Origin of the sequence: Actinomadura sp. 9N407 (genome assembly GCF_044326315.1) — a bacterium.
In the GTDB taxonomy this organism is placed as follows: Bacteria; Actinomycetota; Actinomycetes; order Streptosporangiales; family Streptosporangiaceae; genus Spirillospora.
Map to the genome: position 1 here is coordinate 51,585 of NZ_JBIRAW010000025.1, position 26,229 is coordinate 77,813.

The window sequence follows — 26,229 nt, forward strand, 5'->3', positions numbered from 1 at the left end:
GTACGGTCCTGGCGCCCGGGACCGGGCCGGGACCGGACCGGGAATGCGGCCGGGAATGGGGCCGCCCCTCCGCGGGTTGCCGCTGGTGAAGTACCGCTCATATCCCGTAGGAGGCTGACCTTGTCGTCCGAGGAATCGCGCACCCCTGTTGACTTCTGGTTCGACCCGCTGTGCCCGTGGGCCTGGATCACCTCGCGCTGGGTGCACGAGGTGGCGAAGCTGCGTCCCATCGAGCCGCGCTGGCATGTGATGAGCCTGTCCGTCCTGAACGAGGGCAAGGACATCCCGGAGAAGTACCGCGTGATGATGGACACCGCCTGGGGAGCGGTGCGCGTCTGCATCGCCGCCGAGCAGAAGTACGGCGCGGAGGTGCTGGGCCGGCTCTACACCGAGCTGGGCAACCGCTTCCACCACGAGCAGGCGCCTCACGAGAAGGCCACGTACACCGCCGCCCTGGAGGCGGCCGGCCTGGACCCGGCGCTCGCCGAGGCCGCCGACTCCACCGAGTACGACGAGGCCCTGCGCGCCTCCCACCAGGACGGCATCGACCGGGTCGGCCAGGAGGTCGGCACGCCGGTGATCGAGGTGGCCGGCAGCGCGTTCTTCGGCCCGGTGGTGACGCCGATCCCGCGCGGCGAGGCCGCCGCCAAGCTCTGGGACGGCGTCCTGGCGGTGGCGAGCACGGACGGCTTCTTCGAGCTCAAGCGCACCCGGGACAGGGAGCCGATCTTCGACTGACCGCCGGCCGTCGGAAGGGGACGCCACCCTCTCGCGACGGTAAGGCTATTGCGACAATCTTGCAATTGCCATCCCTGCGCCGCAAACTGGTCCAGACCCCTGCAGGGGCCTGCATTCCAGTAGGGATGGTGATGAGCGTGCACGTACCGGATGGGTTCATCGACGCGCCGGTCTCGCTCGCGGCGGGTGCGGTGGCCGTCGCGGGCGTGGCGGTCTCGCTGCGCGGCGCCCGCCGCGAGCTGGACGACCGCACCGCGCCGCTGGCCGGGCTGACGGCCGCCTTCGTGTTCGCCGCGCAGATGCTCAACTTCCCGGTGGCCTCGGGCACCAGCGGGCATCTGCTCGGCGGCGCGCTCGCGGCGATCCTGGTCGGGCCGTACGCGGGCGTCCTGTGCGTGTCGGTGGTGCTGCTGATGCAGTCGCTGCTGTTCGCCGACGGCGGGGTCACCGCGCTCGGCGTCAACGTCACGCTGATGGCGCTGGTCACCGTTCCGGTCGGGTACGGCCTGTTCCGGCTGCTGCTGAGGGTGCTGCCGAAGACGCGGCCCGCCGCGAGCGGGGCGGCGTTCGTGGCCGCCGCGGTCTCGGTACCGGCCTCGGCCCTGGCGTTCACGCTCATCTACGCCGTCGGCGGCACTACCGACGTACCGATCGGGACGGTCGCCACCGCGATGGTCGGGGTGCACGTGCTGATCGGTATCGGCGAGGGCCTGATCACCGGCCTGGCCGTTTCGAGCGTGCTGGCCGTACGGCCGGACTTGGTGTACGGGGCGCGCGGCCTCATCAAGCCGGTGCGGCTCCGCACCAAGGAGGCCGTGTGACCACCAAGCGCTTCTTCGCCGCGGCCCTCCTGGTGTCGCTCGTCCTGGCCGGGCTTGTCAGCTACTACGCCAGCTCCAATCCCGACGGACTGGAGAAGGTCGCCGGTGACAAGGGCATCAACGCCCAGGAGAAGGACCACGCGCTCAAGGACTCACCACTGGGCGACTACGGACTCAAGGGCGTCGACAACGCGAGGCTCTCGGGCGGACTGTCCGGCGTCATCGGTGTCGTGGCCGTCCTTGGCGTAGGCGGCGGCCTCTTCTGGGTTCTGCGGCGCCGGTCCTCCCAGGATTCCTAATGGGCGCAGGCCATGTGCACCGGCTCTACATCCCGGGCACCTCACCGGTGCACAGGCTGCCTCCCCAGTGCAAGCTCGTTGCCCACTTGGCGTTCGTCCTCGTCGTGGTGGCCACACCACGCGAACGGCTCTGGGCCTTCGCCGCGTACGCGGTACTGCTCGCCGCCGTCGCCACGGTCGCCCGCATCCCGTACGGGCTCGTCCTGCGCCGCACGATGATCGAGATCCCGTTCGTGGCGTTCGCCGTGCTCATGCCGTTCGTCGCGACCGGACCCAGGACGGAGTTCCTCGGCCTCCAGTTGAGCGAGAACGGCCTCTGGGGCGCCTGGAACATCCTGGCCAAGGGCACCCTCGGCGTGATCGCGTCCGTCCTCCTGGCCGCCTCCACCGAGCCCCGCCTGCTGCTGCTCGGCATCGAGCGGCTGCGGATGCCGCAGCTCATCACCCAGATCGCCGCGTTCATGCTCCGGTACGGCGACGTCGTCACCGCCGAGATGCGCCGGATGAAGACCGCCCGCGCTGCCCGCGGCTTCGAGGCGCGCGGCCTCCGCGACGCCGGCGTCCTGGCCCGTTCCATCGGCGCCCTCTTCCTGCGCTCGTACGAACGGGGAGAGCGCGTGCACCTGGCGATGGTCAGCCGCGGCTACGAAGGACGCATGCCCGTCCTGTACGACGTGACCGCCTCGCCCCGCCAGTGGTCCGCCGCCTCGGCACTGCCCCTGGCCGCCGCGCTGATCGCCGTCGCCGCTTGGATGTCCCCATGACCCCGTCCCTGGAAGTACACGGCCTGGCCTACGCGTACCCCGATGGCACCCAGGCCCTGTACGGCGTGGACGTCACCATCGGCAGGGGAGAGCGCGTGGCGCTGCTCGGCCCCAACGGGGCGGGCAAGACGACCCTCGTCCTGCACCTCAACGGCATCCTGCACGGCGGCCTGGGCTCGGTGCACGTGGGCGGCATGCTCGTCGACCCCAAGGACAAGAAGGCCCTGCGCGAGATCCGCCGCCGGGTCGGCATCGTCTTCCAGGACCCCGACGACCAGCTCTTCATGCCCACCGTCCGCGAGGACGTCGCGTTCGGCCCCGCCAACCTGGGCCTGCGCGGCCCGGAACTGGACCTCCGCGTCGAACGCGCGCTGCGAGCCGTCGGCATGCTGGACGTCGCCGGCCGCCCCCCGCAGCACCTCAGCTTCGGCCAGCGCCGCCGCGTCGCGGTGGCGACCGTCCTGGCGATGGAGCCGGAGATCCTCGTCCTGGACGAGCCGTCCTCCAACCTCGACCCGGCCGGCCGCCGCGAGCTGGCCGAGATCCTGCTCGGCCTCGACGTGACGGTCCTGATGGTCACCCACGACCTGCCGTACGCGGCCCAGCTGTGCCCGCGCTCGCTCATCCTCTCCGGCGGCGTCATCGCCGCCGACGCGCCGACCCCGGACCTCCTGGCCGACCCCGACCTCCTGTCGGCCCACCGCCTGGAACTCCCCTTCGGATTCGACCCGGCGGCCGTCCCGCCGCGCGTCTGACCCTCTTCGGGGATTCCGCTTGCTTCGCCATCGGTGGTCGGGAAGACTCGTTCCCCGAAATGGCAACGGTTTTCATATCCGAAACGGGGGCTTTCGTGAAGGTTGCGTTCGTCGGCAAGGGCGGCAGCGGCAAGACGACGCTGTCGTCGCTGTTCGTCCGGCATCTGGCCGCGCAGGGGCTGCCGGTGGTGGCCATCGACGCCGACATCAACCAGCATCTGGGCGTGGCGCTCGGGCTGGACGAGGCGCGCGCGGCCAAGGTCCCCGCGCTGGGCGACCGGCTGCCGGAGATCAAGGAGCATCTGCGCGGCGACAATCCGCGGATCTCCTCGGCCGCCGCGATGGTCAAGACCACCCCGCCCGGCGCCGGGTCGCGGCTGCTGCGGATCGGCGGCGACGACCCGATCCACGCGCTCGGCCAGGACGTGGACGGGGCGACGCTGCTGGCCACCGGCCCGTTCAACGACGATGACCTCGGCGTGGCGTGCTACCACTCCAAGACCGGTGCGGTGGAGCTCTACCTCAACCATCTGCTCGACGGCCCGGACGAGTACGTCGTGGTCGACATGACCGCGGGCGCCGACACGTTCGCGTCGGGGCTGTTCACGCGGTTCGACCTGATGTTCCTGGTGGCGGAGCCCACCCGGAAGGGTGTCGGGGTCTACCGGCAGTACACCGACTACGCCCGCGACTACGACGTCGCGATCACCGTCGTGGGCAACAAGGTCCAAGGCGAGGAGGACGTGGCGTACCTCCGCGAGCACGTCGGCGGCGACCTGCTGACCTGGCTGGGCCAGTCCGCCGCCGTACGGGCCATGGATCAGGGGCGCGGGCACGTCGCCCTGGAGGGGTCCAACGAGGCCGCGCTGGACCGGATGCTGGCCGCCGTCGACGCCCGCGAGCGCGACTGGGACAGGTTCCGGCGGCAGGGCGTGGAGTTCCACGTCAAGAACGCGCGGAGCTGGGCCAGCAGGGCCGTGGGGGAGGACCTGGAGGCCCAGGTCGACCACGGTTTCCGCTTCCCCGTCCCGGTCGCGGGCTGAGCCCGGCCCCGGCGCCGGGGCGGCCCGGAACACCTGGAACAATCGGCGCATGCGCGTGTTTCTTGGATGCGACCATGCCGGTTTCGAGCTGAAGGAGCACCTGCTCGCCTGGTTGAAGGCCGGCGGCCACGAGCCGGTCGACTGCGGGGCCTTCGAGTACGACGCCGTCGACGACTACCCGCCGTTCGTGCTGGCGGCGGCCGAGCGTACCGTCGCCGAGCCCGGCACCCTGGGCATCGTCATCGGCGGCTCGGGCAACGGCGAGGCCATCGCGGCCAACAAGGTCAAGGGGGCCAGGGCCGCCCTGGTCTGGAACGAGGACACCGCCAGGCTCGCCCGCGAGCACAACGACGCCAACATCATCAGCCTCGGGGCGCGCCAGCACGACGCCGACACCGCGACCGGGTTCGTGCGGCTGTTCCTGGAGACGCCGTACTCCCAGGAGCCGCGGCACACCCGCCGCATCGAGATGCTGGGCGGCTACGAGGACACCGGCGAGATCCCGGCGCCGTAGCGCCCTGCCGATCCACTGAGGGCCGATCCACTGAGGGCCGGTCTATTGAGGGCCGGGCTTGTGGGGGCCGCGCTTGTCCAGCCTGCGGCGCTCGTTCTTGGCGGCCTTGCTGCGCTTGCCCGGCTCGGCCTCGGGTCCTGGCGCGGTGGCGGGCCTGGGCGGCGGGGGTTCCTCGCCGTCCGGGCGCGGCCGTGACACCTCGCGTGCCCGCATCGCCGCGTCCGGTGTGATCCGCATGCCCGGCCGACCGCCCATGGCGCCGCCTCCCTCACCTCGACATTTCTACGATTCTCGCCCTTTACGGCCGCCGGGAAACCCCGGCGGGGCCGGCCACGGAACGTGATCGTCTCCCCTCCCGGGGCGACGCCGGAGACGCGTTCCGGGACTGGACCGTTGCAACCGGTGATCGGTGGCGCGGATGCGCGCCGGGCGGGGCGGATGCTCGATACAGTGCCGGAGTCATGCTGCAACGTCTGGTCCACTTCCTCCCGCCGCGAATCCGCGCGCTCCTGCGCCGGGTTCCCCTGCTCGTGCGGTTCTACCGGTGGCTCCGGATGGGCAAGCTCACCCGCGAGCGCAACATGTTCGTGGGGCTGGTGCTGCTGACGGTCGTCCTCGGCGTCGGTGCCACCGTGTCGCGGGCCTGGGCCCCGCCGAGCGCCCTGGTGCTGACCGTGCTCGGCGGCGGGCTGCTGCTGAAGGTGCGCGCCCTGCTGGCGCTGCTCGTCGTGGTCGTGATCATGGTCGGCTACAACAACTGGCACGATCCGCGCGAGGTCGGTCCCGGCCTGATCGCCACCCTGGTGATCACCGCGGTGCTGGCGCTGACCCTGGCCAGGACCCGCCAGCAGCTCGGCGTCCAGGGCCTGCGCGGCGACTCGATGCTGCTGGAGCTGCGCGACCGGCTGCGCCGCCAGGGCGAGATGCCCGAACTGCCGGACGGCTGGGACTCCCAGATCGTGCTGCTCCAGGCGGGCGGCTCGTCGTTCGGCGGCGACTTCGTCGTCTCCGTCCGCGACGGCGACATCCTGGAGGTGGCGCTGGTCGACGTCTCCGGCAAGGGCACCGACGCCGGGACCCGGGCCCTGATGCTCTCGGGAGCCTTCGGCGGGCTCCTTGGATCGCTCCAGTCCGAGCAGTTCCTGCCCGCCGCCAACGTCTACCTGCAGCGCCAGCGCTGGGACGAGGGCTTCGTGACGGCCGTCCACCTGGTGCTCGACCTGTCCACGGGCGAGTACACCGTCGAGTCGGCGGGCCACCCGCCGGCCGTCCAGTTCGACGCGGGCAGCGGTACGTGGCAGGTCAGTCCCGCCAAGGGCGTGGTGCTGGGCGTGGTGCCCGACCTGCGCTGCGTTCCCGAGCACGGCCAGCTGCGTCCCGGCGACGCGCTCCTGCTCTACACCGACGGCCTGGTGGAGTCGCCCGGCCGCGATCTGGACGCGGGGATCGACCGGCTGCTGGGCGAGGCCGAGCGGCTCGTCCCCGAGGGATTCCGCAAGGGCGCCAAGGAACTGGTCCAGACGATGGCCGCCACCCGCGACGACGACTGCGCCCTGATCCTCATCTGGCGCACCTGACCACCGGGCTCCCTGACCGCCGAGGTTCCTGACCACCGGGCTCCCTGACCACCGAGTTCCCTGACCCCGGGCTAACTGACCACCGGGCTCAGCCGCGCTTCCCGCTCTTGCCCTTCCCCTTGTTCTTGCCCTTCTGGTCCTGCTTCTGCTGCTTCTGGGCCGGGATCCGCTTGGGCGGGCGTGGCTGGGCCGGGACCGCGCGTCGTACCGGTGACTTCGACGGTACGGCCGCCGGGGCGGACGGCGGCGCCGTGGCCTGCCGTACGGGGGAGGCCTCGCGGTCCTTGCCGCTCAGCCCGAGGAGCAGCCCGCCGGCCAGTACCGTGGCCGCGGCCGCTCCCACCGCTGCCAGCAGCCGCGTGCGCGTGGTCGAGCGCGCACCGACATGCGTGATCACGGTGAACGCCGCGGTGTCGGGCCCTCCGTCATCATCGGACGCCGGGCGCGGCCGAGGGACCCGGGCGGCGGCAGCGGCCCCGTTCTTCCGGGTGAACCCGTTCCGGCGCGGGGACGGCCCGTACTGGGTCCCGGACTGCCCGACGAGCCCGAGCAGCAGGTTCGGCGCGGACGGGCGCCTGCCGGGGTCCTTGGACAGGGCGGACCGTACGGCCGGGAGCAGCGAGGACGGCAGGCCCGACAGGTCGGGCTCGGCGCGCATCACGCGTACCGCGACCGCTGTCGCCTGCCCGTCACCGAACGGCAGCCGCCCGGTGGCCGCGTGCGCGATCAGGCAGCCCCAGGCGAAGATGTCGGCCGCCGGCGTGGCGGTCCCGCCCCTGAGTACCTCGGGGGCCATCCAGCCGGGCGTGCCGAGGACCGTACCGGTGCAGGCGAGCGTGCTCGTGGCGTCCAGCGCGCGGGCGATCCCGAAGTCGATCACGCGGCAGCCGGACAAGGTGAGCATCACGTTGGCGGGCTTGAGATCGCGGTGCACCAGCCCGGCGGAGTGGATCGCGGCCAGCGCCGAGATCACGCTCACCGCGACACCGTGCACGTCCGCGCCCGGCAGCGGCCCGCCGGAGCTGATCCGGTGCTGCAGCGACATCCCGCCCACGTACTCGCTGACGATGTACGGGCGGCCGTCCTCCTCGCCGTGCGCGACCACCCGGGCCGTACAGAACGAGGCGACCCGGCCCGCGAGATCGGCCTCGTCCCGGAACCGCTGCCGGAACGCGGCGTCGGCGGCCAGATGCGGATGGATGGTCTTCACCGCGACCCGGCCGTCGGAGCCCGGCTCGCGGGCGAGGTAGACCGTTCCCATCCCGCCCGCGCCGATCCGGCCGATCAGTGGGTAGCCGCCGACCATCGGCGGATCGCCGGCCTCCAGGGGATGTACGTGGTCGGCCGTGGAATCGGTGGCGTGCCCGTCCATGCTTGACCCCTCGTCCCCTTTCGTCGCGTCGGTCCTTAGATGTCCCCGATCATGGCAACAGTATGGTGCCGTATGAACACGCTTCGCAGGAAACGTGTTCGTCACGTCGATGTTGCTCCGATGCCATGAGGACAGGGCAGAGTTATCTCCAGTTCGGCGACCGTCCGGCCCCGGTGGATCCTCCTCGGCGCGCGGGGCCCGCGGTCGGCGGCACCGAAGGCGATGTCCGCGCGGTCGGGACCCCAGGGGTGGGAGGCACCGTTCCGCGCGGACATCGGCGTGCCCGGATGCCGCTGATCAGCGGAGTGTTTCGCAGGGCAATGACAGGGTTACAACCAGTTCTAGCGAAGGTAGTCGAATTCCATTCCGCTGCCCCCCAGGCGTTGGACGCGCGGTGACGCGCCGGACCAGGGACGGGAGGGTGGGCCGGGATGCCGGATCCGGTACTGCACCGGCATCGGTCGGTGCGGGCCAGGGTGACGACGACCGCGACCACCGTGGTCGGTGTGCTGCTGGCCCTCGGCATGCTCCTCTACTACGTGTCGGCCCCCGCGAGCTACTTCCGCGACGAGCACCTGCCCATCTCGCTGGTGTGCTTCGTCCTCGCCCTGTCCCTGGTGGCCTGGGTCGTCTGGCACGCGGTCGACCGCGCGCTGCGTCCCGTCCGGACGATGACCGCCGAACTGGAACGGATCAGCGAGGAGCGCGCGTTCCGCCGGGTGACCGTCCCCGGCCGCCATGACGAGGTGGCCGACCTGGCCCGTTCGGTGAACGTGACGCTGCGCCGCCTGGAACGCCTGAACGAGCGCCAGCGCGCCTTCGTCGCCGACGCCTCGCACGAGCTCCGCAGCCCGCTGACCGGCCTGCGCGTCCAGCTGGAACTCGCCCTGGAGCACCCCGAGGACGAGGACTGGCCCCAGGTGGCCCGCGCCGCCCTGACCGACGCCGACCGCCTGCAGCGGATCATCGGGGACCTGCTGACCATGGGGAAGCTGGAGGCGGGCGTGCTCGGCGACCGCGAGCCGATCGATCTCGGCGAGCTGGTCGCCGCCGAGACCGCCCGCCGTTCCGGCCGGATCCCGATCGAGCTGGAGACCGACGAGGGCGTGGTGGTGTCCGGGGTCCGCATCCATCTGATCCGGCTGCTCACCAACCTGCTCGACAACGCCGACCGGCACGCCGCGACCTGGGTCCGCGTCGCCGTCGGCACCGACGGCCGGAACGCCCTGCTGATGGTGGCCGACGACGGCCCGGGCATCCCGCCCGAGGAGCGTGAGCGGGTCTTCCAGCGCTTCCAGCGCCTGGCCGAGGGCCGCCGCTGCGACGCCGGCGGTACCGGCCTGGGCCTGCCCATCTCCCGTGACATCGCCATCGCCCACGGCGGCAACCTCATCGTCGGCGACGCCGACGCCGACCCCCAGGGCGGGCGCGGCGGCGGCGCCCGCCTCGTCCTCCGCCTCCCCCTCGCCTGAGATCATCGGCTCGTCTCACTCCGTTGACTCGTGGCGTGTTCGCCCCTCCCGCCCTGCAAAACAGGCGACCACCCCCCCCCCCCCCCCCAACCCCGCCCACCCCCCCCGCCGTCACCGTGGGGGGCGCTAGGCGGAGGTGGGAATGGTGGGAGCTGAAGAGGTTCTGCGGCGGGTTTTGGACGAGGGCGGCCGCGCGTCCTGGGACGTTCCGCCGCGGCAGGTCGCCGAGGCGGGGTCGGTGTACGAGGCGGAGCTGGCCGCGGCCCGCGAGCGCAGCGGGTGCGACGAGGCGGTGGTCACCGGCGAGGGCCTGCTGCGCGGGCGGCGGGTGGCCTATGTCGTGTCGGAGTTCCGGTTCCTGGCGGGGTCCATCGGGCTGGCGACCGCTGACCGGATCGTGGCGGCGGTCGAGCGCGCCACCGCCGAGGGACTGCCGCTGGTGGCGGCGCCGTCGTCGGGAGGTACGCGGATGCAGGAGGGGACGCTCGCGTTCGCGCAGATGGCGCGGATCACCGCGGCGGTGACCCGGCATCGTGCGGCCGGGCTGCCCTACCTGGTCTACCTGCGGCATCCCACCACCGGCGGGGTCTTCGCGTCGTGGGGGTCGCTCGGGCATGTGACGGCGGCCGAGCCGGGGGCGCTGATCGGGTTCCTGGGGCCTCGGGTCTATGAGGGCCTGTACGGGAAGCCGTTTCCCGAAGGCGTCCAGGTGGCAGAGAACCTGTTCGACAAGGGGCTCGTGGACGCCGTGGTCGGGATCGACGATCTGAGCGAGATCGCCGCCAGGGCCCTGGACGTCCTCTGTACGGGCAGTCCGCCCGCCGTGGCTCCCCTGCCGCCCGTGGAACGGCGGCGTCCGGCCGTCCCGGAACCGGAGCATGAGGAAGGCTCGGCATGGGACTCGATCGTCCGGTCACGGAGTCCTGAGCGGCCCGGCGTGCGGGAACTGCTGCGGTACGGGGCGCGCGCGGTCACGCCGATGTCGGGGACGCAGCAGGGCGAGGCCGATCCGGGGCTGCTGCTGGCACTGGCGCGGTTCGGCGAGCGGCCGTGCGTCGTGGTCGGCCAGGACCGCCGCAGCCAGCGGGAGGGGCAGCTGCTCGGGCCGGCCGGGCTGCGGGTGGCGCGGCGGGGGATGAGCCTGGCGGCCGAGCTGGGATCGCCGCTGGTCACGGTGGTGGACACGCCGGGCGCGGTGCTGTCGGCCGAGGCGGAGGAGGGCGGGCTGGCCGGGGAGATCGCCCGCTGCCTGGCCGATCTGCTCACGCTGTCCGCGCCGACGCTGTGCCTGCTGATGGGGGAGGGGACGGGCGGTGCGGCGCTGGCCCTGCTGCCCGCCGACCGGGTGCTGGCGGCACGGCACGGCTGGCTGGCCCCGCTGCCGCCCGAGGGCGCGTCGGTGATCGTGCACCGTACGGTCGAACGGGCGGCGGAGATGGCCGAGGCGCAGGGCGTGCGGTCGGGGGACCTGCTGCGGAACGGGATCGTCGACGAGGTGGTCGGCGAGCGTCCCGACGCGGCCGGGGAGCCCGTGGAGTTCTGCCGCCGGGCGGCTGGGGCGATCGAGCGTTCGCTGGACGCCCTGGTGGGGCTCGGCCAGGCGGAACGGCTCGCCGCCCGCGCTCAGCGCTACCGCTAACGCCCGGCGTTACCGCTGACGCGCGGCGGTCACGAGGGCACTGAAGATCTCCTGCTGGGCGGCGTCGGTTGCGGCCGTGTCCTCGGGATGCCACTGGACACCGACGAACCAGCCCGCGTCCCCGGTGAGCTCGACGCCCTCGATCGTCCCGTCGGCGCCGTGGGCGGTGGCGGTGAGGCCCGCGCCCAGGACGTCGATGTCCTGGTGGTGGTAGCAGGACGCGGCGGTCTCGCCCGCGTCCACGATCTTGGCGAGCAGGGTGCCCGGAACGATCGTGACCGGATGGACGAGATGGCGGTGCTCGGCGTCCATGTGCTGGCGGAGCGTTCCGCCGCGCACCACGTTCACGATCTGCAGGCCCCGGCAGACGGCGAGGAGCGGGATCCCGGCCGACAGCGACTCCCGGGCCACCGCCAGATCGAACGCGTCCTGCTCGTCGTCCATGTCGTACAGCGCTTCGTGCTCGTCGCCCGCGCCGTAGTGGCGGGGGTGCAGGTCGCCGCCGCCCGGCAGCAGGACGCCGTCGCAGCGGGCGAGGCGTGCGGCGACGTCGGCCGGGTCGGCGGGGTGCATGATGAACGGCTCGCCGCCGCCCCGCCACACCGCCTCGACCAGTGCGCGGGCGGCGACCTCGGCGGCGTAGCGGAGCGCGGACGCGTTCGCGGAGAAGCGGGCGGGCACCGCGATCAGCGGCCTCACAGCGTGATCCACGTGGTCTTCAGGTCGGTGTACTTGCCGAGGGCGTGCAGCGACTTGTCGCGGCCGTGCCCGGACTGCTTCATCCCGCCGAACGGGACGCTCATGTCGCCCTCCTCGTAGCAGTTGACCCAGACGGTCCCGGCCTTGAGGGAACGCGAGATCCGGTGCGCCGAGGACAGGTCGGACGTCCACACGGCGGCGGCGAGGCCGTAGTCGGTGTCATTGGCCAGCCGGACGGCCTCGTCGGCGTCGTCGAACTCCAGGACCGCCAGGACCGGACCGAAGATCTCCTCGCGGGCGATCCGCATCCCCGGCTTGACCTGGTCGAACACCGTGGGCTGCAGGAAGAGGCCGTCGCCGGGGCCGCCCGTGCGGAGGCGGGCGCCGTCGTCATGACCGGCCGCCACGTACGACAGCACCCGCTTGTGGTGCCGGGCGGAGACCAGCGGGCCCATCTCGGTGGACGGGTCGAGCGGGTCGCCGACCCTGAGCGTTCCGGCGCGCGCGATGATCCGCTCCAGGACCCGGTCGGCGACCGAGCGGTGCACCAGCAGCCGGGACGGGGCCGTGCACATCTCCCCGGCGTTGAAGAAGATGCCCCAGGCGGCCGTGTCGGCGGCGGCGTCGAGATCGGGCGCGTCCGGCAGGATGATGTTGGGCGACTTGCCGCCCAGTTCCAGCCAGACGCGCTTGAGGTTGGAGTCGGCCGCGTAGCGCAGGAAATGCCGTCCGACCTCGGCGGAGCCGGTGAACGCGACGACGTCCACGCCGGGATGCTCGCCCAGCGCGCGCCCGGCGATCTCGCCGGCCCCGTTGACGACGTTGAACGCGCCGGGCGGCAGCCCCGCCTCGGCCGCCAGGGCGGCCAGGTGCAGCGCCGACAGCGGCGACTCCTCGGCGGGCTTCAGGACGACCGTGCAGCCCGCGGCGAGGGCCGGGGCGATCTTCCAGGCGGCCATCGTGAGCGGGAAGTTCCACGGGACGACCGCCGCGACGACGCCCGTGGGCTCGCGCGTGACGAGGGCGAGCGAGCCCTCGCCGGTCTGGGGCGACTCGTCCAGCTGCTTGTCGGCCACCTCGGCGTACCAGCGCAGGCAGCCGATCACGGCCCGCAGCTCGATGCCGTCGGCCTCGGAGATCGGCTTGCCCATCTCCAGGCTGATCAGCAGCGCCAGCTCTTCCCTGTCACGTTCCACCAGATCGGCCCAGCGGAGCAGCGCGGCCTTGCGCTCGGCGGGCGCGAGCCGTGGCCATGGGCCGTCGTCGAACGCGCGCCGCGCGGCGCCCACCGCCCGATCGACGTCGGCCGCGCCGGCGGCGGCGACGTGCGCGATCGTCCGGCCGTCACGCGGGGACACGACGGGCATCGTCATCTCGCCCGGCGAGCCGGTGCTGGGTGAGCCGGTGCTCGGAGAAAAGGTGCCGTCGATGTGATGGTCGGTGTACGGGGCGAGCCGGTCCGCCCGGCCGCGCCATTCCTCGTACGGTACGCCGGTCAAGGGGGGACTCCTCTGCTACAGGGGGAGGCCCGTGAGGACCATGACCTTCTCTTCGGTGTAGTCGGTCATCGCCGAGTGCAGGCCCTCGCGGCCCACACCGGAGTCCTTCACTCCGCCGTACGGCATCTGGTCGGCGCGGTAGGACGGCACGTCCCCGATGATCACGCCGCCCACGTCCAGCTCGCGGTGCGCGCGGAAGGCGATGTCGAGGTTGCGGGTGAACACCCCGGCCTGGAGCCCGAACGTGGAGTCGTTCACGACCGCGAACGCCTCGTCCACGCCGTCCACGGCCTGGACGAACATGACCGGCCCGAAGACCTCCTCGCGCGCGATCTTGGAATCGGCGGGGACGTCGGCCAGCACGGTCGGCGCGTACGCGGCGCCGTCGCGGGTGCCGCCGGCCAGGATCCTGGCGCCCGCGCCGACGGCCTCGTTCACCCAGGCCTCGACGCGCTCGGCGGCGTCCTGGCTGACCAGCGGGCCGACCTGCGTCTTGTCGTCCCACGGGTCGCCGGTCACCAGGCCGTTGACCGCCTCGACCAGCTTGGGCACGAACGCCTCGTACACCGAACGGTCGACGAGCACGCGCTGCACCGCGATGCAGCTCTGCCCGGCCTGGTAGTTGGAGAACAGCCCGATCCGGGTGGCGGCCCAGTCGAGGTCGGCGTCGGGCAGCACGACCGCCGCGCCGTTGCCGCCCAGCTCCAGCGTGACGTGCTTGCGCGGTGCCTGGTCGCGGATCGACCAGCCGACCGGGACCGAGCCGGTGAACGAGACGATCGGCAGCCGCGCGTCGTCGACCAGCGCGGGAGCGCGGTCGTTCGGGACCGGCAGGACCGAGAACATGCCCGCGGGCAGGTCGGTCTCGGCGAGCAGCTCGCCCAGCAGCAGCGCCGACAGCGGGGTGGCGGGCGCGGGCTTGAGGACGATCGGCGTGCCGACCGCGATGGCCGGCGCGATCTTGTGCGCGGCCAGGTTGAGCGGGAAGTTGAACGGGGAGATGCCGAGGACCGGGCCCTTGGGCACGCGGGTCACGTAGGCCATCCGCCCGGTCGCGGCGGGGTCGGTGTCGAGCCGCTGGGTCGTCCCGCTCCAGCGGCGGGTCTCCTCGGCGGCGAACCGGAACGTGGAGATCGCGCGGGCCACCTCGCCGCGTGCCCACAGCAGCGGCTTGCCGTTCTCGCCGGTGATCAGCCGCGCGAGCTCCTCGGACCGCTCGGCCAGCCGCCGGGACACGTGCGCCAGCGCCTCGGCGCGGACGTGCAGCGGCAGCGCGGCGGCCTGCCTGCGCACCGCGTCGGCGGCGGCGACGGCCTCCTCGACCTGATCCGGGGTCGGTACGGCGGCGGTCCCGACGACGCGTCCGTCGTAGGGGTGGGTAACGGTCAGTTCCTCGTCACCGGTCGCGGGCCGACCGGCCAGCCAGAATGGGGTCACGTCCATGGGCTCACGGTATCCCCGCGGGCCCGTTCGGGGAGCCTCCAGCGTGTCCAATCGGGAAGTCCTGATTGGCCGTGACGGCGAGCGCGACCCACAGCTCCGCGCGGGCCGCCGGATCGTCCAGGTCGCGATGGAGCAATTCCGCCGCTTTGCGCATCCGGGCCCGCAGCGTGTGCCGGTGGACGCCCAGCGCCCGCGCCGCCGCCTCGCCCTGCCCGTTCGCCGCCAGGTACGCGCGCAACGAGATGACGAGCGCCGGATCCTCCGCGTACAGCGGAGCCAGCAGCGCCTCGGCGAACCCCTGCGCGAGATCGGTCTGAAGCAGCCCGATAAGTCCCTGACCTGGGAGGTCCTCGTGCCGCATCACGCCGTGCGGGCTGTCGTGCCCCTCCCGTACGCGCCGCGCGGCGGCCAGCGCCCGTTCCGCCTGGGAGAGCGCGTGCGCGAGCGACTCCAGGTCGGCGGCCGGCCCGCTCACCCCGACCGGCCCGCTCGTACGGGCGAGCGCGCTCACCTGCCCGGCCAGCCGATCGGGAACGATCACCGCGCAGAACTCCGCTAGCGGAACGGCCAGACAGTGCTCACCCGCCGGATCGGTCTCCAGGACGTCCAGGACGTTCCCGCCGCAGGCCAGCACCCGCAGCGGCGGCTCGGGGAGCGCGGCACCGGGAGGCCGCAGCCCCAGCAGCAGCCCGCCGAGCGCCGCGCGCAGCCGCCGCCCGTTGCGCGGGCTCTCCGACTGCAAGGTGAGCAGCGAGACGGCGGCGCCCACGATTGTGTGCGCGGCCGGGGGAAGCGGATCGTCGGTGCCGACCGCCAGGAACCCGCGCGGCCGCCCGCCGAGCCCGATCGACTGCACCACGACATGCCCGTCCGCCCCCGACAGTGCGACGCTCGCGGGACCGTCCCCCCTTGCTGAACCGCCACTTCCTGCTCGACCGCCCCTGCTTGCCGGACCGTTCCTACTTGCAGAACCGCCCCGGTCGGACGCGGAACGCCGGGCCTGGGCTGGCCTGAGCCTCGCGATCTCCCCTGCGAGGTCCTCGGCGTACCGGCGGGCCTTCGCGGGCTCGGCGTGCCGGACCTGCCCGGAGGCGTCCAGCAGCAGCGCCCAGCCGTCCAGCTCGCGGGCCAGCCGCGCGAGCACCGCGCCCGGACCCTTCAGCGCGGCGCGGGTCAGCTCGCGCTGGGCCTGGAACGAGCGCGTGACGTCCCTGTACTCCTCGGCGGCCAGCATCCGGGAGACCGCCTTGCCGACCGCGATGAACGGCGTCGGGCGCGGTACCTCCAGCAGCGCCAGCCCTTGCTCGCGCGCCGCGTCCACCAGTTCGGGCGGCACCGCCTCGTGGATGACGCCGACCGCGAAGCCGAGGCCGGCCACGCCCCGTTCGACCAGGCGCGCGACGTACGGCCCGGCGCCCTCGGGTGTGAGCCGCATCCCGACCGTGAGCACCAGCTCGCCGCCCTCGAGGAACGGCGTCGGGTCCTCCAGCTCGCTGACCGCGACCCAGCGCACCGGCGCGTCCCGGGGCACCTCGGTCAGCGGGCGCAGCCCGAGCTGCGGTAGCGCGGCCACCTTGCCGAGCGTGGGAGGCATCTGGCGACCCCTGCCGTTCTCGTCCACTGCGTCCGAAGGGACGGGATGTCCAACGGAGCGGGCGCGATTCGCCGGTCCGTACGGTTCAGCGTAGGTCCTGCCCGGCTTATGTTCACGCCATGAGCAGCCAGATCACCGACGGTCCCGCCGGTTCGGCCGGCACCCACCGCCTGCCACAGGAGCGCCGCGTCGTCACCGAGATCCCCGGGCCGCGCTCGCGTGCCCTGCAGGAGCGCCGTACGGCGGCGGTCGCGCCGGGGGTGAGCAGCGTGCTGCCGGTGTTCGTGACCGACGCGGGCGGCGGGGTGGTGATCGACGCCGACGGCAACTCGCTCATCGACTTCGGCTCCGGCATCGCCGTCACCAACGTCGGCAACGCCAACCCGCGTGTCGCCGAACGGGTCGCCGCGCAGGCCGCGCGGTTCACCCACACCTGCTTCATGGTCGCGCCGTACGAGTCGTACGTCGAGGTCTGCGAGGCCCTCAACCGGCTCACCCCGGGCGATCACGACAAGCGCTCGATCCTGGTCAGCAGCGGCGCGGAGGCGGTGGAGAACGCCGTCAAGATCGCGCGCTATGCCACCGGGCGGCCGGCGGTGGTGGTGTTCGACCACGGCTACCACGGCCGGACGCTGCTCACGATGACGCTGACGTCCAAGAACATGCCGTACAAGCAGGGCTTCGGGCCGTACGCGCCGGAGGTCTACCGGATGCCGATGGCCTACCCGTTCCGCTGGCCCGGCGGCCCCGAGAACTGCGGCCCGGAGGCGGCGGCGCTCGCCGCCGACCAGATCACCAAGCAGATCGGCGCGGCGAACGTGGCCGCCGTTGTCGTCGAGCCGATCCAGGGCGAGGGCGGCTTCATCGACCCGGCGCCCGGCTTCCTGCCCGCGCTCGCCGCGTTCTGCCGGGACAACGGGATCCTGTTCATCGCCGACGAGGTGCAGACCGGGTTCGCCCGTACGGGGGACCTGTTCGCCTGCGAGCACGAGGGGATCGTCCCCGACCTTGTCGCGACCGCCAAGGGCATCGCGGGCGGGCTGCCGCTGGCCGCCGTGACCGGCCGCGCCGAGATCATGGACAAGGTCCACGCGGGCGGCCTGGGCGGAACGTACGGCGGCAACCCGGTCGCGTGCGAGGCCGCGCTGGCCGTCCTGGAGGAGATCGAGAGCGAGAAGCTCGTCGACCGGGCCCGCATGATCGGTGACCTCATGCTGCCGCGCCTGCACGCGCTGGCCGGACGGCACGACGAGATCGGCGACGTCCGGGGGCGCGGCGCGATGACCGCGATCGAGCTGGTCAGGGGCGACGGCTCCAAGGACCCGAACCCTGAGCTCACCGCCGAGATCGCGCGCCGCTGCCACGCCGCCGGGCTGCTGGTGCTGACGGCGGGCACGTACGGCAACGTCCTGCGGTTCCTGCCGCCGCTGGTCATCCCGGAGCACCTCCTGCTGGAGGGGCTCGACCTCATCGAGGCGGCGTTCGCGGCTCAGACCACGGCTTCGGCGGCACTCAGCTCGTAGAGGTCGGCGACGATGTCGTACGAGCGCAGCCGGTCGGCCTGCTCGTACGTCGAGGTCACGACCATGACCTCGTCGGCGGCGGTCTGCTCCAGCAGCGCGTCCAGCTGCTTGCGCACGGTCTCGCGAGAGCCGATCACCTGGCTCGACATGCGGGACTCGATGATCTCGCGGTCGATCGGCGTGTACGGGTAGGCGGCGGTCTCGTCGGGGCTCGGCAGCGGGCCCGGACGGCCCTGCCGCAGCCGCAGGAACGACAGCGCCTGCGGGGCCGCCAGCTCGCGCGCCCGCTCGTCGGTGCCGGCGGCGGTGACCGACACCGCGATCATCGCGTACGGGCGTTCCAGCTCGGCGGACGGCCGGAACGACTCGCGGTAGGTCGCCAGCGCCGGAAGGGTGTTCTCGGCGCTGAAGTGATGCGCGAACGCGAACGGCAGGCCCAGCAGGCCCGCGAGCCGGGCGCTGTAGCCGCTGGAGCCGAGCAGCCAGACGGGCGGCTCGTTCCCGGCGGCCGGGGTCACGATGCTCCGGTCGCCGAAGTAGGCGCGCAGCTCCTGGACCTGCTCGGGGAAGTCGTCCACCGACAGCGAGTCGGGCGATCGCCGCAGCGCCCGCGCGGTCTTGGCGTCGGTGCCGGGCGCGCGGCCGAGGCCGAGGTCGATCCGTCCCGGGTGCAGGGCCTCCAGCGTCCCGAACTGCTCGGCCACCACCATCGGCGGATGGTTGGGCAGCATGATCCCGCCCGACCCCACCCGCAGCCGGGACGTCGCCGCCGCGACCTGGCCGATGAGCACGGCCGTCGCGGAACTGGCGATGCCGGGCATCGCGTGGTGCTCGGCCAGCCAGTACCGGTGGAAGCCGAGCGCCTCCGTACGGCGGGCCAGATCGAGGGTGTTGCGCAGGGCCTGGGCGGACGTGGACCCGCTCACCACAGGGGCGAGGTCGAGAACCGAGAAGGGGACGCTCATGGTGCGTGCAACCCCGCGATCGGCGCTCGTCTTCCCGGCAGGCCCACTCGGGTGGCTCACCCCACGATGCTGGAGACGGCGAACCACACGACGCCGACCACGATCGCCGTCACCAGCGCGCCCACTATCGGCCCCACGGTGACGCAGAGCCACGACCAGATCACGAGCTTGCGGGACCGCTCCGGATCCCGCGCGAACCCGTCCTCGGCCCAGGTGTAGAGCAGGGCGGCCAGGACGAGCATCGGGAAGAACGCGACCATCGCCCACAGGCCGCACAGGAAGGCGACGATCTGCCCGGCTTGGGTGTACGTGCCGTCCGGGCCGATTCCGGGCGCGAGCCGGGGAGTGAGGGCGTAGGCGGGAAAGGGGGCGGCCGGGGCGGCTTCGGTCATGGCGTTCTCCCGATCACTCGAATGTGACCTGGATCATACGCTTGCCCGAAGCCGCCCGAAAGTGATCAACCCAGTGATCAGAAGAAAGCCGCCGCCGGGCCGGGTCAGCGCAGGCGCAGCCCCACCAGCAGCGGGTCGTGGTCGGAGGACCGGTACGCGTCCGGACGGTAGAGCCCGGGCGGGTTGTACTCGGTGTTGTAGTCCAGGATCAGCGGCTCATCGCTGTTGATGTGCCAGATCGTGGCCCCGGTGACCCGCGCCGAGAGCTTCTTCCCGGCCAGCACATGGTCGAGTTCTCCCGACTGGCCGTCGAAGACGTAGGAGTACCGCTGGGCCGGCCGTACGAACCGTCCTGTCTGCCCGACCAGCCCGGAGTCCTCCAGCACCTTCACCGGGTCTTCGGCGGCATAGGCGTTGAGATCGCCCAGCACCAGCGGGTTGGTCTCACCCTCGGCCAGTTCGGCGATCGCCTTGGCCTGGTTCACCCGGCGGGCGTTGTAGCAGCCCTGCCCGTCCCCCTGGTCCTGGTCGGGCCCGGTCGCGCCGCCGCAGCCCTTGGACTTGAAGTGATTGATGATCATGGTGAACGGCGCGCCCGTCCGGCCCCGGAACGCCTGCACCAGCGGCGGCCGGTCGAACACCGGGTCCGCGCTGGACTCCGGCGCGCCCACCGGACGGAGCTTCGCGCTCTTGTAGATCAGCGCCACATGGATCTCGTCCGTACCCGGGTACGGGTGCCTGACCCAGGAGTACGTCCCGGCGCCGACGGCCGCGTTCAGCCGGTCCACCAGGGCCTTGACCGCGGTGTCGCCGTTGTTCTCGACCTCCATCAGGCCGACCGCGTCCGCGTCCAGGCCCTTGAGCGCCGCGACGAGCTTGGCGATCTGCCGCTCCTGCTCCTCCACGCTGTCGGCCCCGCGCCGGTCGAGCGTCGTGAACCAGTTCAGGGTGTTGAAGCTCGCCACCTTGACGTCGCCCCCCACATGCGCGGGCCTGGGCGGGCGCGGGTTGGTCCTGGCGAAACGCGGCGTACGGGTCGGCTGCAGCCGGTAGGCCCCGAACCCCTGGCTCAGTACCCCGGTGAGCCCGACCGCGGAGTCGCCGATCCGGACCGTCCTCGGACTGGTGTACGGCACGTTCTCGGGGTTCTGCACGGTCGACGCGTCATCGACGAGCAGGCGCCGCCGGTCGTTGCCGGCCTGGTCCGACCCATGCCCGTCGGTCGGCTGGAACAGCCTCCCGCCCGCCGATACGGTCACCTCGCCGTACCGTCCGAGCTGGTACGTCTCGGTGGCCGTCAGCCGCTGCCCGTACCGCAGCAGCACTCCCTCATGCGCCTCCGCGTCGAGCGGCAGCGTCACCCTTTCGGCCTTGACGGACCCGCCGCCGCACACGTCCACGGCGCTGACCGGTGACAACTCGGTGAGGCCGCTGTACTCGACGGCCTTTCCGGTGACCAGGACCCGATCGCCCGCCGAGACCTCCGTGGTCGAGTAGACGAACAGCCCGTCCGACGTCTTCGGGTCGTCGTCGGGCGTCGGGTCCTGGACGAAGAACCCCTTGAGCTGGTCGGCTCGCTGGAAGTCCCCGGTGACGACGCCCTCGACCCGGACGTCCTGCCCGTTCAGGGGCGTGCCGGCCCCGGCGCCCTGGACCTGGGCGATCTGGTGCGTGGCGGGCGTCTCACAGGCGTTCTGTGCCGCCCCCGTACCGGCCACGGTCACGAACCCGGCGGCCAGGACGGTCGACAATGTCGCTGCTTTTCGGCGCATGCGCCGGAGGTTAAGCCGGACTAATCGCCCATTGGCCACCTACTGGTGAAGACTCCACTGATTCGTAATGAATGATCAGGGCCGGACGATCAGGGGCAGGTGCTCAGGGGCGCAGTGCCTTGACCACCAGTGCCGCCATCCGGTCGGCGTACTCCGGGGTGAGCGGCCCGATCCGCAGCATCCACCGGTAGAAGACCGGCGCGAAGAACAGCTCCACCGCATCCTGCAGATCCGTGCCGGCCGCGATCTGGCCCGCCTCCATCGCCGCCCGCAGCCGCTCCTTGGTCGCCTCCAACTGCGGCTTGAGCAGCCGTTCCATCATCTCTTCCCCGAGCCGGGGATCGTGGTGCACCTCGTTCGCCAGCGCCCGCGTCATCTTGTCGAGCACCGGCGAGTTGAACTCCTCCACCACGCCCCGCAGCACGGTCCGCAGATCGGCCTCGATGTCGCCGGTGTCGGGCAGCGCCAGCTCCGGTGCCCCCGCCGGCGCCGGCAGCAGCGACTCGAACATGACCGCGCCCTTGGACGGCCACCACCGGTAGATCGTCTGCTTGCCCACCCCGGCCCGCGCGGCGATGCCCTCGATGGTCAGCCTCGGATACCCGACATCGAACACCAGCTCGCGCGTCGCGGTGAGGATCGCCTGCCGCGAGCGCTCGCTGCGGCGTGTCGGATCAGGACTCATGACCCTGAACGTACACGAACCGAACCGTCTCGTCTTGACCCGAGCCGTCTCGTCTTGACGCCGTGCGAGGCAAGACGTATCGTCTCGTCAAGCCGAGACGGATCGTCTCGCCGAAAGGAGCTTCATGACCCGCCGACACATCGCCATGGTCAGCATCCCGGCCCCCGGCCACGTCAACCCGAGCCTGGAGATCATCCGCGAACTCGCCGCGCGCGGTCACCGGGTCACCTACGCCAACGACCCCTCCTACGCCGAGAAGGCCGCCTCGGCCGGCGCCGAGCCCGTCCCGTACGACTCGACCATCCCCGCCGTCGACGACCCCTCCCGGTGGCCCGCCCCCGACGACCTCGTCGGCCAGCTGTCCCTCTTCCTCGACGACGCCATCGCGATGCTGCCCCAGCTGCGCGCCGCGTACGAGAACGACCGCCCCGACCTGTTCCTGTACGACATGACGGGCTACCCGGCCCGGATCCTCGCCGAGGAGTGGGGCGTCCCGTACATGCAGCTCTCCCCGTCGGCGGTCGCCTGGGAGGGCTACGAGGAGGACACCGCCGACCAGGTCGAGGCCATCCGCAGCGACCCGCGGGGTCCCGGCTACTACCGCCGCGCCTCCGCCTGGCTGGCCGAGAACGGCGCCTCCGAGACCGACATGACCCGTTTCATCGCCTACCCCGAGCGCGGCCTCGCCCTGATCCCGCGCGCCATGCAGCCCAACGCCGACCGCGTGGACCCCGACCGCTACACGTTCATCGGCCCCTGCCTGGGCGAGCGCGGCAGCTGGGAACGCCCCGCCGGCACGGACAAGATCCTCCTCATCTCCCTCGGCTCGGCGTTCACCGACCGCCCCGACTTCTACCGCGCCTGCCTCGAGGCCTTCGGCGACCTGCCCGGCTGGCACGTCGTCCTGCAGATCGGCAAGCACGTCGACGAGGCCGCCCTCGGCCCCGCCCCCGCCAACGTCGAGGTGCACGGCTGGGTCCCGCAGCCCGCCATCCTCGAGCAGGCCGACGCGTTCATCACCCACGCCGGCAGCGGCGGCGTCAACGAGGCCCTCACCAGCGGAGTCCCCATGATCGCCGTACCCCAGGCCGTCGACCAGTTCATGAACGCCGACGCGATCGTCGACCTCGGCGTGGGCCGCCGTCTCGACACCGAGGCCGCCACCGCCGAAGCCCTCCGCGCCACCCTCCTCGACCTCACCCAGGACCAGGACGCCCTCGACCGCCTCGCCGCCATCCGCACCGACCTCCAGGCAGGCGGCACCCACCGAGCCGCCGATCTGATCGAAGCCCTCCTCCCGACTCGCGATCACGCGTGACGAAACGCCGACATCGAAGGCCTCGATAACTAGGCTGGGCACATTCGAGAATCAGGGGGCGCGCCGGTGGGGGACGAATCGTCGGTAGGCACCGGATACGCCCGTACGCGTGACATCGTCCTCGTCGCGGCATTCCTCTTGCTGCTCACCGCCGCGCTGGTGACCGTCCTCGTCCAGGCCTGGCCGCCCGCACCGCAGATGGCGCCCGACGGGCGGCCGGAGGCACCGGTGAAGGAGGTGACCCTGCGGCTGTTCGGCTGGCGGCCGCGCCTGTCGCGCGAGTCGAGCCTGTTCCTCATCGTGCTGGCGGCGGGGGCGCTGGGCGCGATCGTCCACGCGCTGCGCTCGCTGTACTGGTACGTCGGCAATCGCTCGCTGCGCCGCAGCTGGCTGATGATGTACCTGTTCCTGCCGCTCACCGGCGCCCTGCTCGGCCTGATCGTCTACCTGGTGCTGCGCGGCGGCCTGACATCGCCGGCCGGCGGCTTCACCGAGGTCAACCCGTACGGGGTGACCGCCATCGCCGGTCTGGTCGGGCTGTTCTCGCAGGAGACCGCCGAGAAGCTCCGCGCCGTGTTCGAGACCCTCCTGTCGCCCGCCAAGGCCGGGCGCGACCAGGCGCTCCCGCCACAGGTCCACTCGATCGAACCGATCAGCGGGACGGCCGGCAGCGTCGTCATCATCCGTGGCGTGGGGCTGGGCTCGGCCTCCACCGTCCGCTTCGGCGAGGTCGAGGCACCGGCCGCCGACGTCACCGACAACAGGCTGCAGGCCATCGTCCCGTCCGGAGCCGCCACCGGCCGCCTCGCCGTCAACACCCCGGGTGGCACGGCCATCAGCCCCACCGATTTCACCGTGACCTGAACGCGGCCGTACCGGCGAGGACGGCTGATGACCCCCGCTACTCGGCGTCGGGCCAGTGGTCGTGCCACAGGTCGTACGCGGCGCCGGGGAAGAAGGTGGGGAGTGAGCGCGTGCCGTCTTCGGCGGGGTCCAGGACGGCGGGCTGGTCGCCGGTGGGGGACCTGGCGAAGAGGGTCGTGTCGCTGTAGGTGTCCCGTTCGGCGCCCAGGGGCCCTGCCACCAGGCAGGTGTAGCCCTCGCCGTCGAGTTCGCCCTCGGGGATGGCGGCACCGACCACGAGGCTGTTGGACACCGTGACCCAGCTGCCCAGCGTGGCGATCTGGCGTTCGGCGCTCTGCTGCTCCCAGCGGTACCGCAGGATCGGCTTGGAGAAGATCGGGACGAGCAGGTGGGAGACGCCGCAGGACAGCAGCTCGCGCTCCCAGCCGACCGAGCGGCTCAGGTCCTCGCAGATCAGGGTGGCCAGCCGGCCGAGCGCCATGTCGAGCAGCGCGACCCTGGTGCCGGGCGTGATGTACTCGTCGGCCGTTCCGGCGGGCGGCGCTCCCGGCAGCCGCCACAGGCGCATCTGCTCGGCGGTCAGGGTGAAACCGGACAGCTTGTCCTGGACGAGCAGTTCCTGGCCCGTCCACCGGTCGAGCAGGACGGCGCGGTTGGGCGGCGGGTCGCCCGGGCCGAGCGGGCCGCTGCCGAGCAGGATGAAGCGCAGCGGTGTGCGGTGCCGGTCGGCGGTGTCGAACGCGACCTCCTTCCAGTGCTCCAGGAGGGAGTCCGACAGCGAGATCTCGGGCAGCACGGCGATCTGCGCGCCCGCCTCGTCCAGCCGGCGGATGAGCGACCGGACGCGGGTGTGCAGCTTGGAGGAGTCACGGGGGCGCAGCCGGTAGACGGTCGTGCCGTGCCGCTGCTCGAACTCGATCTCGACGTCGTCGTACGTCTCCAGCATGGGCGCGCAGCCCACGTTCACCGGCTCGTCCCTGCTGAAGTGGGCGTCGTTCACCGCGGGCAGCACGCGATGCTCGACCCGGGCCCATTCCTGGGGCGGGACGCGGTGCACGCCGAAGAACTCGGCCTTCGTACGGCGGCCGCGGGGGCGTCCCGGGAACGCGCAGCGCGGCAGCAGCGCCCCCTCGCGCTCGTGGCTGTTGAGCCGTCCCTCGGTGAGGTAGGTGACCAGCGCGCCGGTCATGGCCGGGGCGTCGTGGTACGGGCCGTACGGGTTGGCGTGCGCGAGCGCGCCGTCCAGCCCGAGCAGGATCGCGAACCGGCCGCGGTCGCCGTCCGCCTCGACGATCTCCTCGGTCATCTCGGGGTCGAGCCGGCCGAGCGCCAGCACGATCTCGGAGATCTCCTGGGCCTGCCTGCGCACCCGCGCGTCGTCGTACCACATCGTCGCCGTCCAGCCCTGGAAGAGATGGTCGGGAAGGGCGTCGTAGAGGCGGATGAAGAGATCAGCAGGCTCGGCCGGATGCGCCGCTCGGGCAGGTGCCGCCAACTGATCCGTCATAGAGGTCCCCCAAGGGGTTGACACGGGTGGTCACGGGTGGTCGATCGATGCTAACTCTCGCGAGTCCGGCCCATCAGTGCCATCTGATACAGAAAGTGCCACCGATGTTGGCGATCGTGGATTCCGGAACGGTCACGGTCCGCGCGCGGCGTCCCGGCGGCAAACTCCCCGGAACGGGAGCAATCCGTCACTTGACATTCACTTGGCACCGGCGCACTCTGGAGTGGTCCGCCCTTCCTCGACGACCTTGGGGTGAGCCGTGAACGTGAGGGCAGAGACGAAGGCGCAGCTGCCGCAGCTCGGCCGGGACCGCCGCAGCGAGGCCAGGCGGCTGATCGACGCGATGGAGCATGCCAAGGAGGTCACCGAGGGCCACTTCAGCGCGCTCGGGATGCTGATCACCGACGCCTCCCTGAACGCCGACGAGCCGGCGCTCGCCGAGGTGAAGGACGGCCTGCAGTGGCTGCACCGCAACTACCTCGACACGCCCGCGCTCGACGGCGACCAGCGCGAGCACCGCGGCCGCATCCTGGGCCTCATCGACTGTGCGCACTGGGCACTGCAGCGGCTTCCCTCCGGCCTTCAGCTCGGCCTGCACCCTGACGGCCACGCCGCGCGCTTCCTGGCGGCGGTGGCGCGCCGGCAGGGGATGTCCAACCAGGAGCTCGCCGCCGTGCTCGGCACCGACGAGACCGAGGTCAGCCGGGTCGGCCGCAGGCTGCTGTCGGCCGGCGTCGTGTGGAAGCGCAAGGAGTGGCGGCACAACGCCTGGGACATCACCCCGCGCGGCCTCCAGTACGTGGAGAGCGCCGGCCTCCTCAAGGAACCCGCTCCGGCGGCGTCCCGTACGGCCCACACGGACGTCGCGAGCCGCCGAGGCGTCGACGACGCCCCGGCACGTTCCGAAACCTCCCGCCGCAAGGACGAACGCGGCCGCTCCCAAGGCTGACTCCCCACCGGACACCGAACGGCGC

25 protein-coding genes are annotated in these 26,229 nt (G+C 72.2%); 14 read left to right on the top strand and 11 right to left on the bottom strand.

Annotated features, from left to right (window positions below; translation table 11 throughout):
- The first annotated feature begins 120 nt into the window (after positions 1 to 120).
- The 7 genes from ACH34Q_RS31970 to ACH34Q_RS32000 all read left to right on the top strand — a co-directional run bounded on the left by ACH34Q_RS31970 (position 121) and on the right by ACH34Q_RS32000 (position 4,934).
- Complete coding sequence (locus ACH34Q_RS31970; protein WP_395986839.1) at positions 121 to 738, top strand: DsbA family protein; 618 nt, start codon at positions 121 to 123, stop codon at positions 736 to 738.
- A gap of 131 nt (positions 739 to 869) precedes the next feature.
- The gene (locus ACH34Q_RS31975; protein WP_395986840.1) at positions 870 to 1,559 is read left to right on the top strand and encodes an energy-coupling factor ABC transporter permease; all 690 of its coding nucleotides are present in this window, start codon (positions 870 to 872) and stop codon (positions 1,557 to 1,559) included.
- On the top strand, positions 1,556 to 1,858 hold the full coding sequence (locus ACH34Q_RS31980; protein ID WP_395986841.1) for a PDGLE domain-containing protein: 303 nt from the start codon (positions 1,556 to 1,558) through the stop codon (positions 1,856 to 1,858). The genes ACH34Q_RS31975 and ACH34Q_RS31980 overlap by 4 nt, the downstream gene beginning before the upstream one ends.
- The gene (gene cbiQ / locus ACH34Q_RS31985; protein ID WP_395986842.1) at positions 1,858 to 2,622 is read left to right on the top strand and encodes a cobalt ECF transporter T component CbiQ; all 765 of its coding nucleotides are present in this window, start codon (positions 1,858 to 1,860) and stop codon (positions 2,620 to 2,622) included. Before ACH34Q_RS31980 ends, cbiQ begins: the two co-directional genes overlap by 1 nt.
- Positions 2,619 to 3,377, top strand: a complete 759-nt coding sequence (locus ACH34Q_RS31990; protein WP_395986843.1) for an energy-coupling factor ABC transporter ATP-binding protein — start codon at positions 2,619 to 2,621, stop codon at positions 3,375 to 3,377. Before cbiQ ends, ACH34Q_RS31990 begins: the two co-directional genes overlap by 4 nt.
- Before the next feature lie 95 nt (positions 3,378 to 3,472).
- On the top strand, positions 3,473 to 4,420 hold the full coding sequence (locus tag ACH34Q_RS31995) for an ATP-binding protein (RefSeq protein ID WP_395986844.1): 948 nt from the start codon (positions 3,473 to 3,475) through the stop codon (positions 4,418 to 4,420).
- Between the two features lie 49 nt (positions 4,421 to 4,469).
- Positions 4,470 to 4,934 (top strand): ribose-5-phosphate isomerase, encoded by a 465-nt coding sequence (locus ACH34Q_RS32000; protein ID WP_395986845.1) that lies wholly within the window; start codon positions 4,470 to 4,472, stop codon positions 4,932 to 4,934.
- A gap of 42 nt (positions 4,935 to 4,976) precedes the next feature.
- Here ACH34Q_RS32000 and ACH34Q_RS32005 read toward each other — a convergent pair whose 3' ends face one another.
- A complete protein-coding gene (locus ACH34Q_RS32005; protein WP_395986846.1) occupies positions 4,977 to 5,189 on the bottom strand; it encodes a hypothetical protein in 213 nt (70 codons plus the stop codon).
- A gap of 206 nt (positions 5,190 to 5,395) precedes the next feature.
- On the opposite strand from ACH34Q_RS32005, the gene ACH34Q_RS32010 reads away from it, so the two are divergent.
- Positions 5,396 to 6,511 (top strand): PP2C family protein-serine/threonine phosphatase, encoded by a 1,116-nt coding sequence (locus ACH34Q_RS32010; RefSeq protein ID WP_395986847.1) that lies wholly within the window; start codon positions 5,396 to 5,398, stop codon positions 6,509 to 6,511.
- Between the two features lie 88 nt (positions 6,512 to 6,599).
- Here the strand turns inward: ACH34Q_RS32010 and ACH34Q_RS32015 are convergent, their stop codons facing one another.
- Positions 6,600 to 7,883: a serine/threonine-protein kinase gene (locus ACH34Q_RS32015; protein ID WP_395986848.1), complete on the bottom strand. Its 1,284-nt coding sequence runs from the start codon at positions 7,881 to 7,883 to the stop codon at positions 6,600 to 6,602.
- A 431-nt stretch (positions 7,884 to 8,314) separates the two neighbouring features.
- On the opposite strand from ACH34Q_RS32015, the gene ACH34Q_RS32020 reads away from it, so the two are divergent.
- Complete coding sequence (locus ACH34Q_RS32020) at positions 8,315 to 9,355, top strand: sensor histidine kinase (RefSeq protein WP_395986849.1); 1,041 nt, start codon at positions 8,315 to 8,317, stop codon at positions 9,353 to 9,355.
- A gap of 142 nt (positions 9,356 to 9,497) precedes the next feature.
- Positions 9,498 to 10,994 (top strand): carboxyl transferase domain-containing protein, encoded by a 1,497-nt coding sequence (locus ACH34Q_RS32025; RefSeq protein ID WP_395986850.1) that lies wholly within the window; start codon positions 9,498 to 9,500, stop codon positions 10,992 to 10,994.
- A 9-nt stretch (positions 10,995 to 11,003) separates the two neighbouring features.
- On the opposite strand, the gene ACH34Q_RS32030 is transcribed toward ACH34Q_RS32025, so the two are convergent.
- Genes ACH34Q_RS32030 through ACH34Q_RS32045 form a run of 4 tightly spaced genes read right to left on the bottom strand, consistent with a single transcriptional unit; the run spans position 11,004 to position 16,229 of the window.
- Positions 11,004 to 11,693, bottom strand: a complete 690-nt coding sequence (locus ACH34Q_RS32030; RefSeq protein WP_395986851.1) for a gamma-glutamyl-gamma-aminobutyrate hydrolase family protein — start codon at positions 11,691 to 11,693, stop codon at positions 11,004 to 11,006.
- The gene (locus tag ACH34Q_RS32035) at positions 11,690 to 13,192 is read right to left on the bottom strand and encodes an aldehyde dehydrogenase (protein WP_395986852.1); all 1,503 of its coding nucleotides are present in this window, start codon (positions 13,190 to 13,192) and stop codon (positions 11,690 to 11,692) included. Before ACH34Q_RS32035 ends, ACH34Q_RS32030 begins: the two co-directional genes overlap by 4 nt.
- Positions 13,193 to 13,207: 15 nt before the next feature.
- Positions 13,208 to 14,635, bottom strand: a complete 1,428-nt coding sequence (locus ACH34Q_RS32040) for an aldehyde dehydrogenase family protein (protein WP_395986853.1) — start codon at positions 14,633 to 14,635, stop codon at positions 13,208 to 13,210.
- 4 nt (positions 14,636 to 14,639) lie between these two features.
- Entirely contained in the window at positions 14,640 to 16,229 is a 1,590-nt protein-coding gene (locus ACH34Q_RS32045) for a PucR family transcriptional regulator (protein WP_395986854.1), read from the bottom strand.
- 119 nt (positions 16,230 to 16,348) lie between these two features.
- Here ACH34Q_RS32045 and gabT point away from each other — a divergent pair, with 119 nt between their 5' ends.
- On the top strand, positions 16,349 to 17,752 hold the full coding sequence (gene gabT / locus ACH34Q_RS32050; RefSeq protein ID WP_395986855.1) for a 4-aminobutyrate--2-oxoglutarate transaminase: 1,404 nt from the start codon (positions 16,349 to 16,351) through the stop codon (positions 17,750 to 17,752).
- On the opposite strand, the gene ACH34Q_RS32055 is transcribed toward gabT, so the two are convergent.
- From ACH34Q_RS32055 to ACH34Q_RS32070, 4 genes are all read right to left on the bottom strand, one after another.
- Positions 17,719 to 18,717 (bottom strand): LLM class flavin-dependent oxidoreductase, encoded by a 999-nt coding sequence (locus tag ACH34Q_RS32055; protein ID WP_395986856.1) that lies wholly within the window; start codon positions 18,715 to 18,717, stop codon positions 17,719 to 17,721. The two genes, gabT and ACH34Q_RS32055, sit on opposite strands and share 34 nt — an antisense overlap.
- 56 nt (positions 18,718 to 18,773) lie before the next feature.
- Positions 18,774 to 19,109, bottom strand: coding sequence for a hypothetical protein (locus tag ACH34Q_RS32060; protein WP_395986857.1), 336 nt, complete (start codon positions 19,107 to 19,109; stop codon positions 18,774 to 18,776).
- 104 nt (positions 19,110 to 19,213) lie between these two features.
- Complete coding sequence (locus ACH34Q_RS32065) at positions 19,214 to 20,881, bottom strand: ExeM/NucH family extracellular endonuclease (protein WP_395986858.1); 1,668 nt, start codon at positions 20,879 to 20,881, stop codon at positions 19,214 to 19,216.
- 103 nt (positions 20,882 to 20,984) lie between these two features.
- Entirely contained in the window at positions 20,985 to 21,566 is a 582-nt protein-coding gene (locus ACH34Q_RS32070) for a TetR/AcrR family transcriptional regulator (protein WP_395986859.1), read from the bottom strand.
- A 124-nt stretch (positions 21,567 to 21,690) separates the two neighbouring features.
- Here ACH34Q_RS32070 and ACH34Q_RS32075 point away from each other — a divergent pair, with 124 nt between their 5' ends.
- Together ACH34Q_RS32075 and ACH34Q_RS32080 are read left to right on the top strand one after the other, a co-directional pair.
- Complete coding sequence (locus tag ACH34Q_RS32075) at positions 21,691 to 22,884, top strand: macrolide family glycosyltransferase (protein ID WP_395986860.1); 1,194 nt, start codon at positions 21,691 to 21,693, stop codon at positions 22,882 to 22,884.
- Positions 22,885 to 22,950: 66 nt separating this feature from the next.
- Positions 22,951 to 23,748, top strand: coding sequence for an IPT/TIG domain-containing protein (locus ACH34Q_RS32080; protein ID WP_395986861.1), 798 nt, complete (start codon positions 22,951 to 22,953; stop codon positions 23,746 to 23,748).
- 37 nt (positions 23,749 to 23,785) lie between these two features.
- Here ACH34Q_RS32080 and ACH34Q_RS32085 read toward each other — a convergent pair whose 3' ends face one another.
- The gene (locus ACH34Q_RS32085) at positions 23,786 to 25,255 is read right to left on the bottom strand and encodes a hypothetical protein (protein ID WP_395986862.1); all 1,470 of its coding nucleotides are present in this window, start codon (positions 25,253 to 25,255) and stop codon (positions 23,786 to 23,788) included.
- Positions 25,256 to 25,520: 265 nt separating this feature from the next.
- Here ACH34Q_RS32085 and ACH34Q_RS32090 point away from each other — a divergent pair, with 265 nt between their 5' ends.
- Entirely contained in the window at positions 25,521 to 26,204 is a 684-nt protein-coding gene (locus tag ACH34Q_RS32090) for a hypothetical protein (RefSeq protein WP_395986863.1), read from the top strand.
- The last annotated feature ends 25 nt before the right edge of the window (positions 26,205 to 26,229 follow it).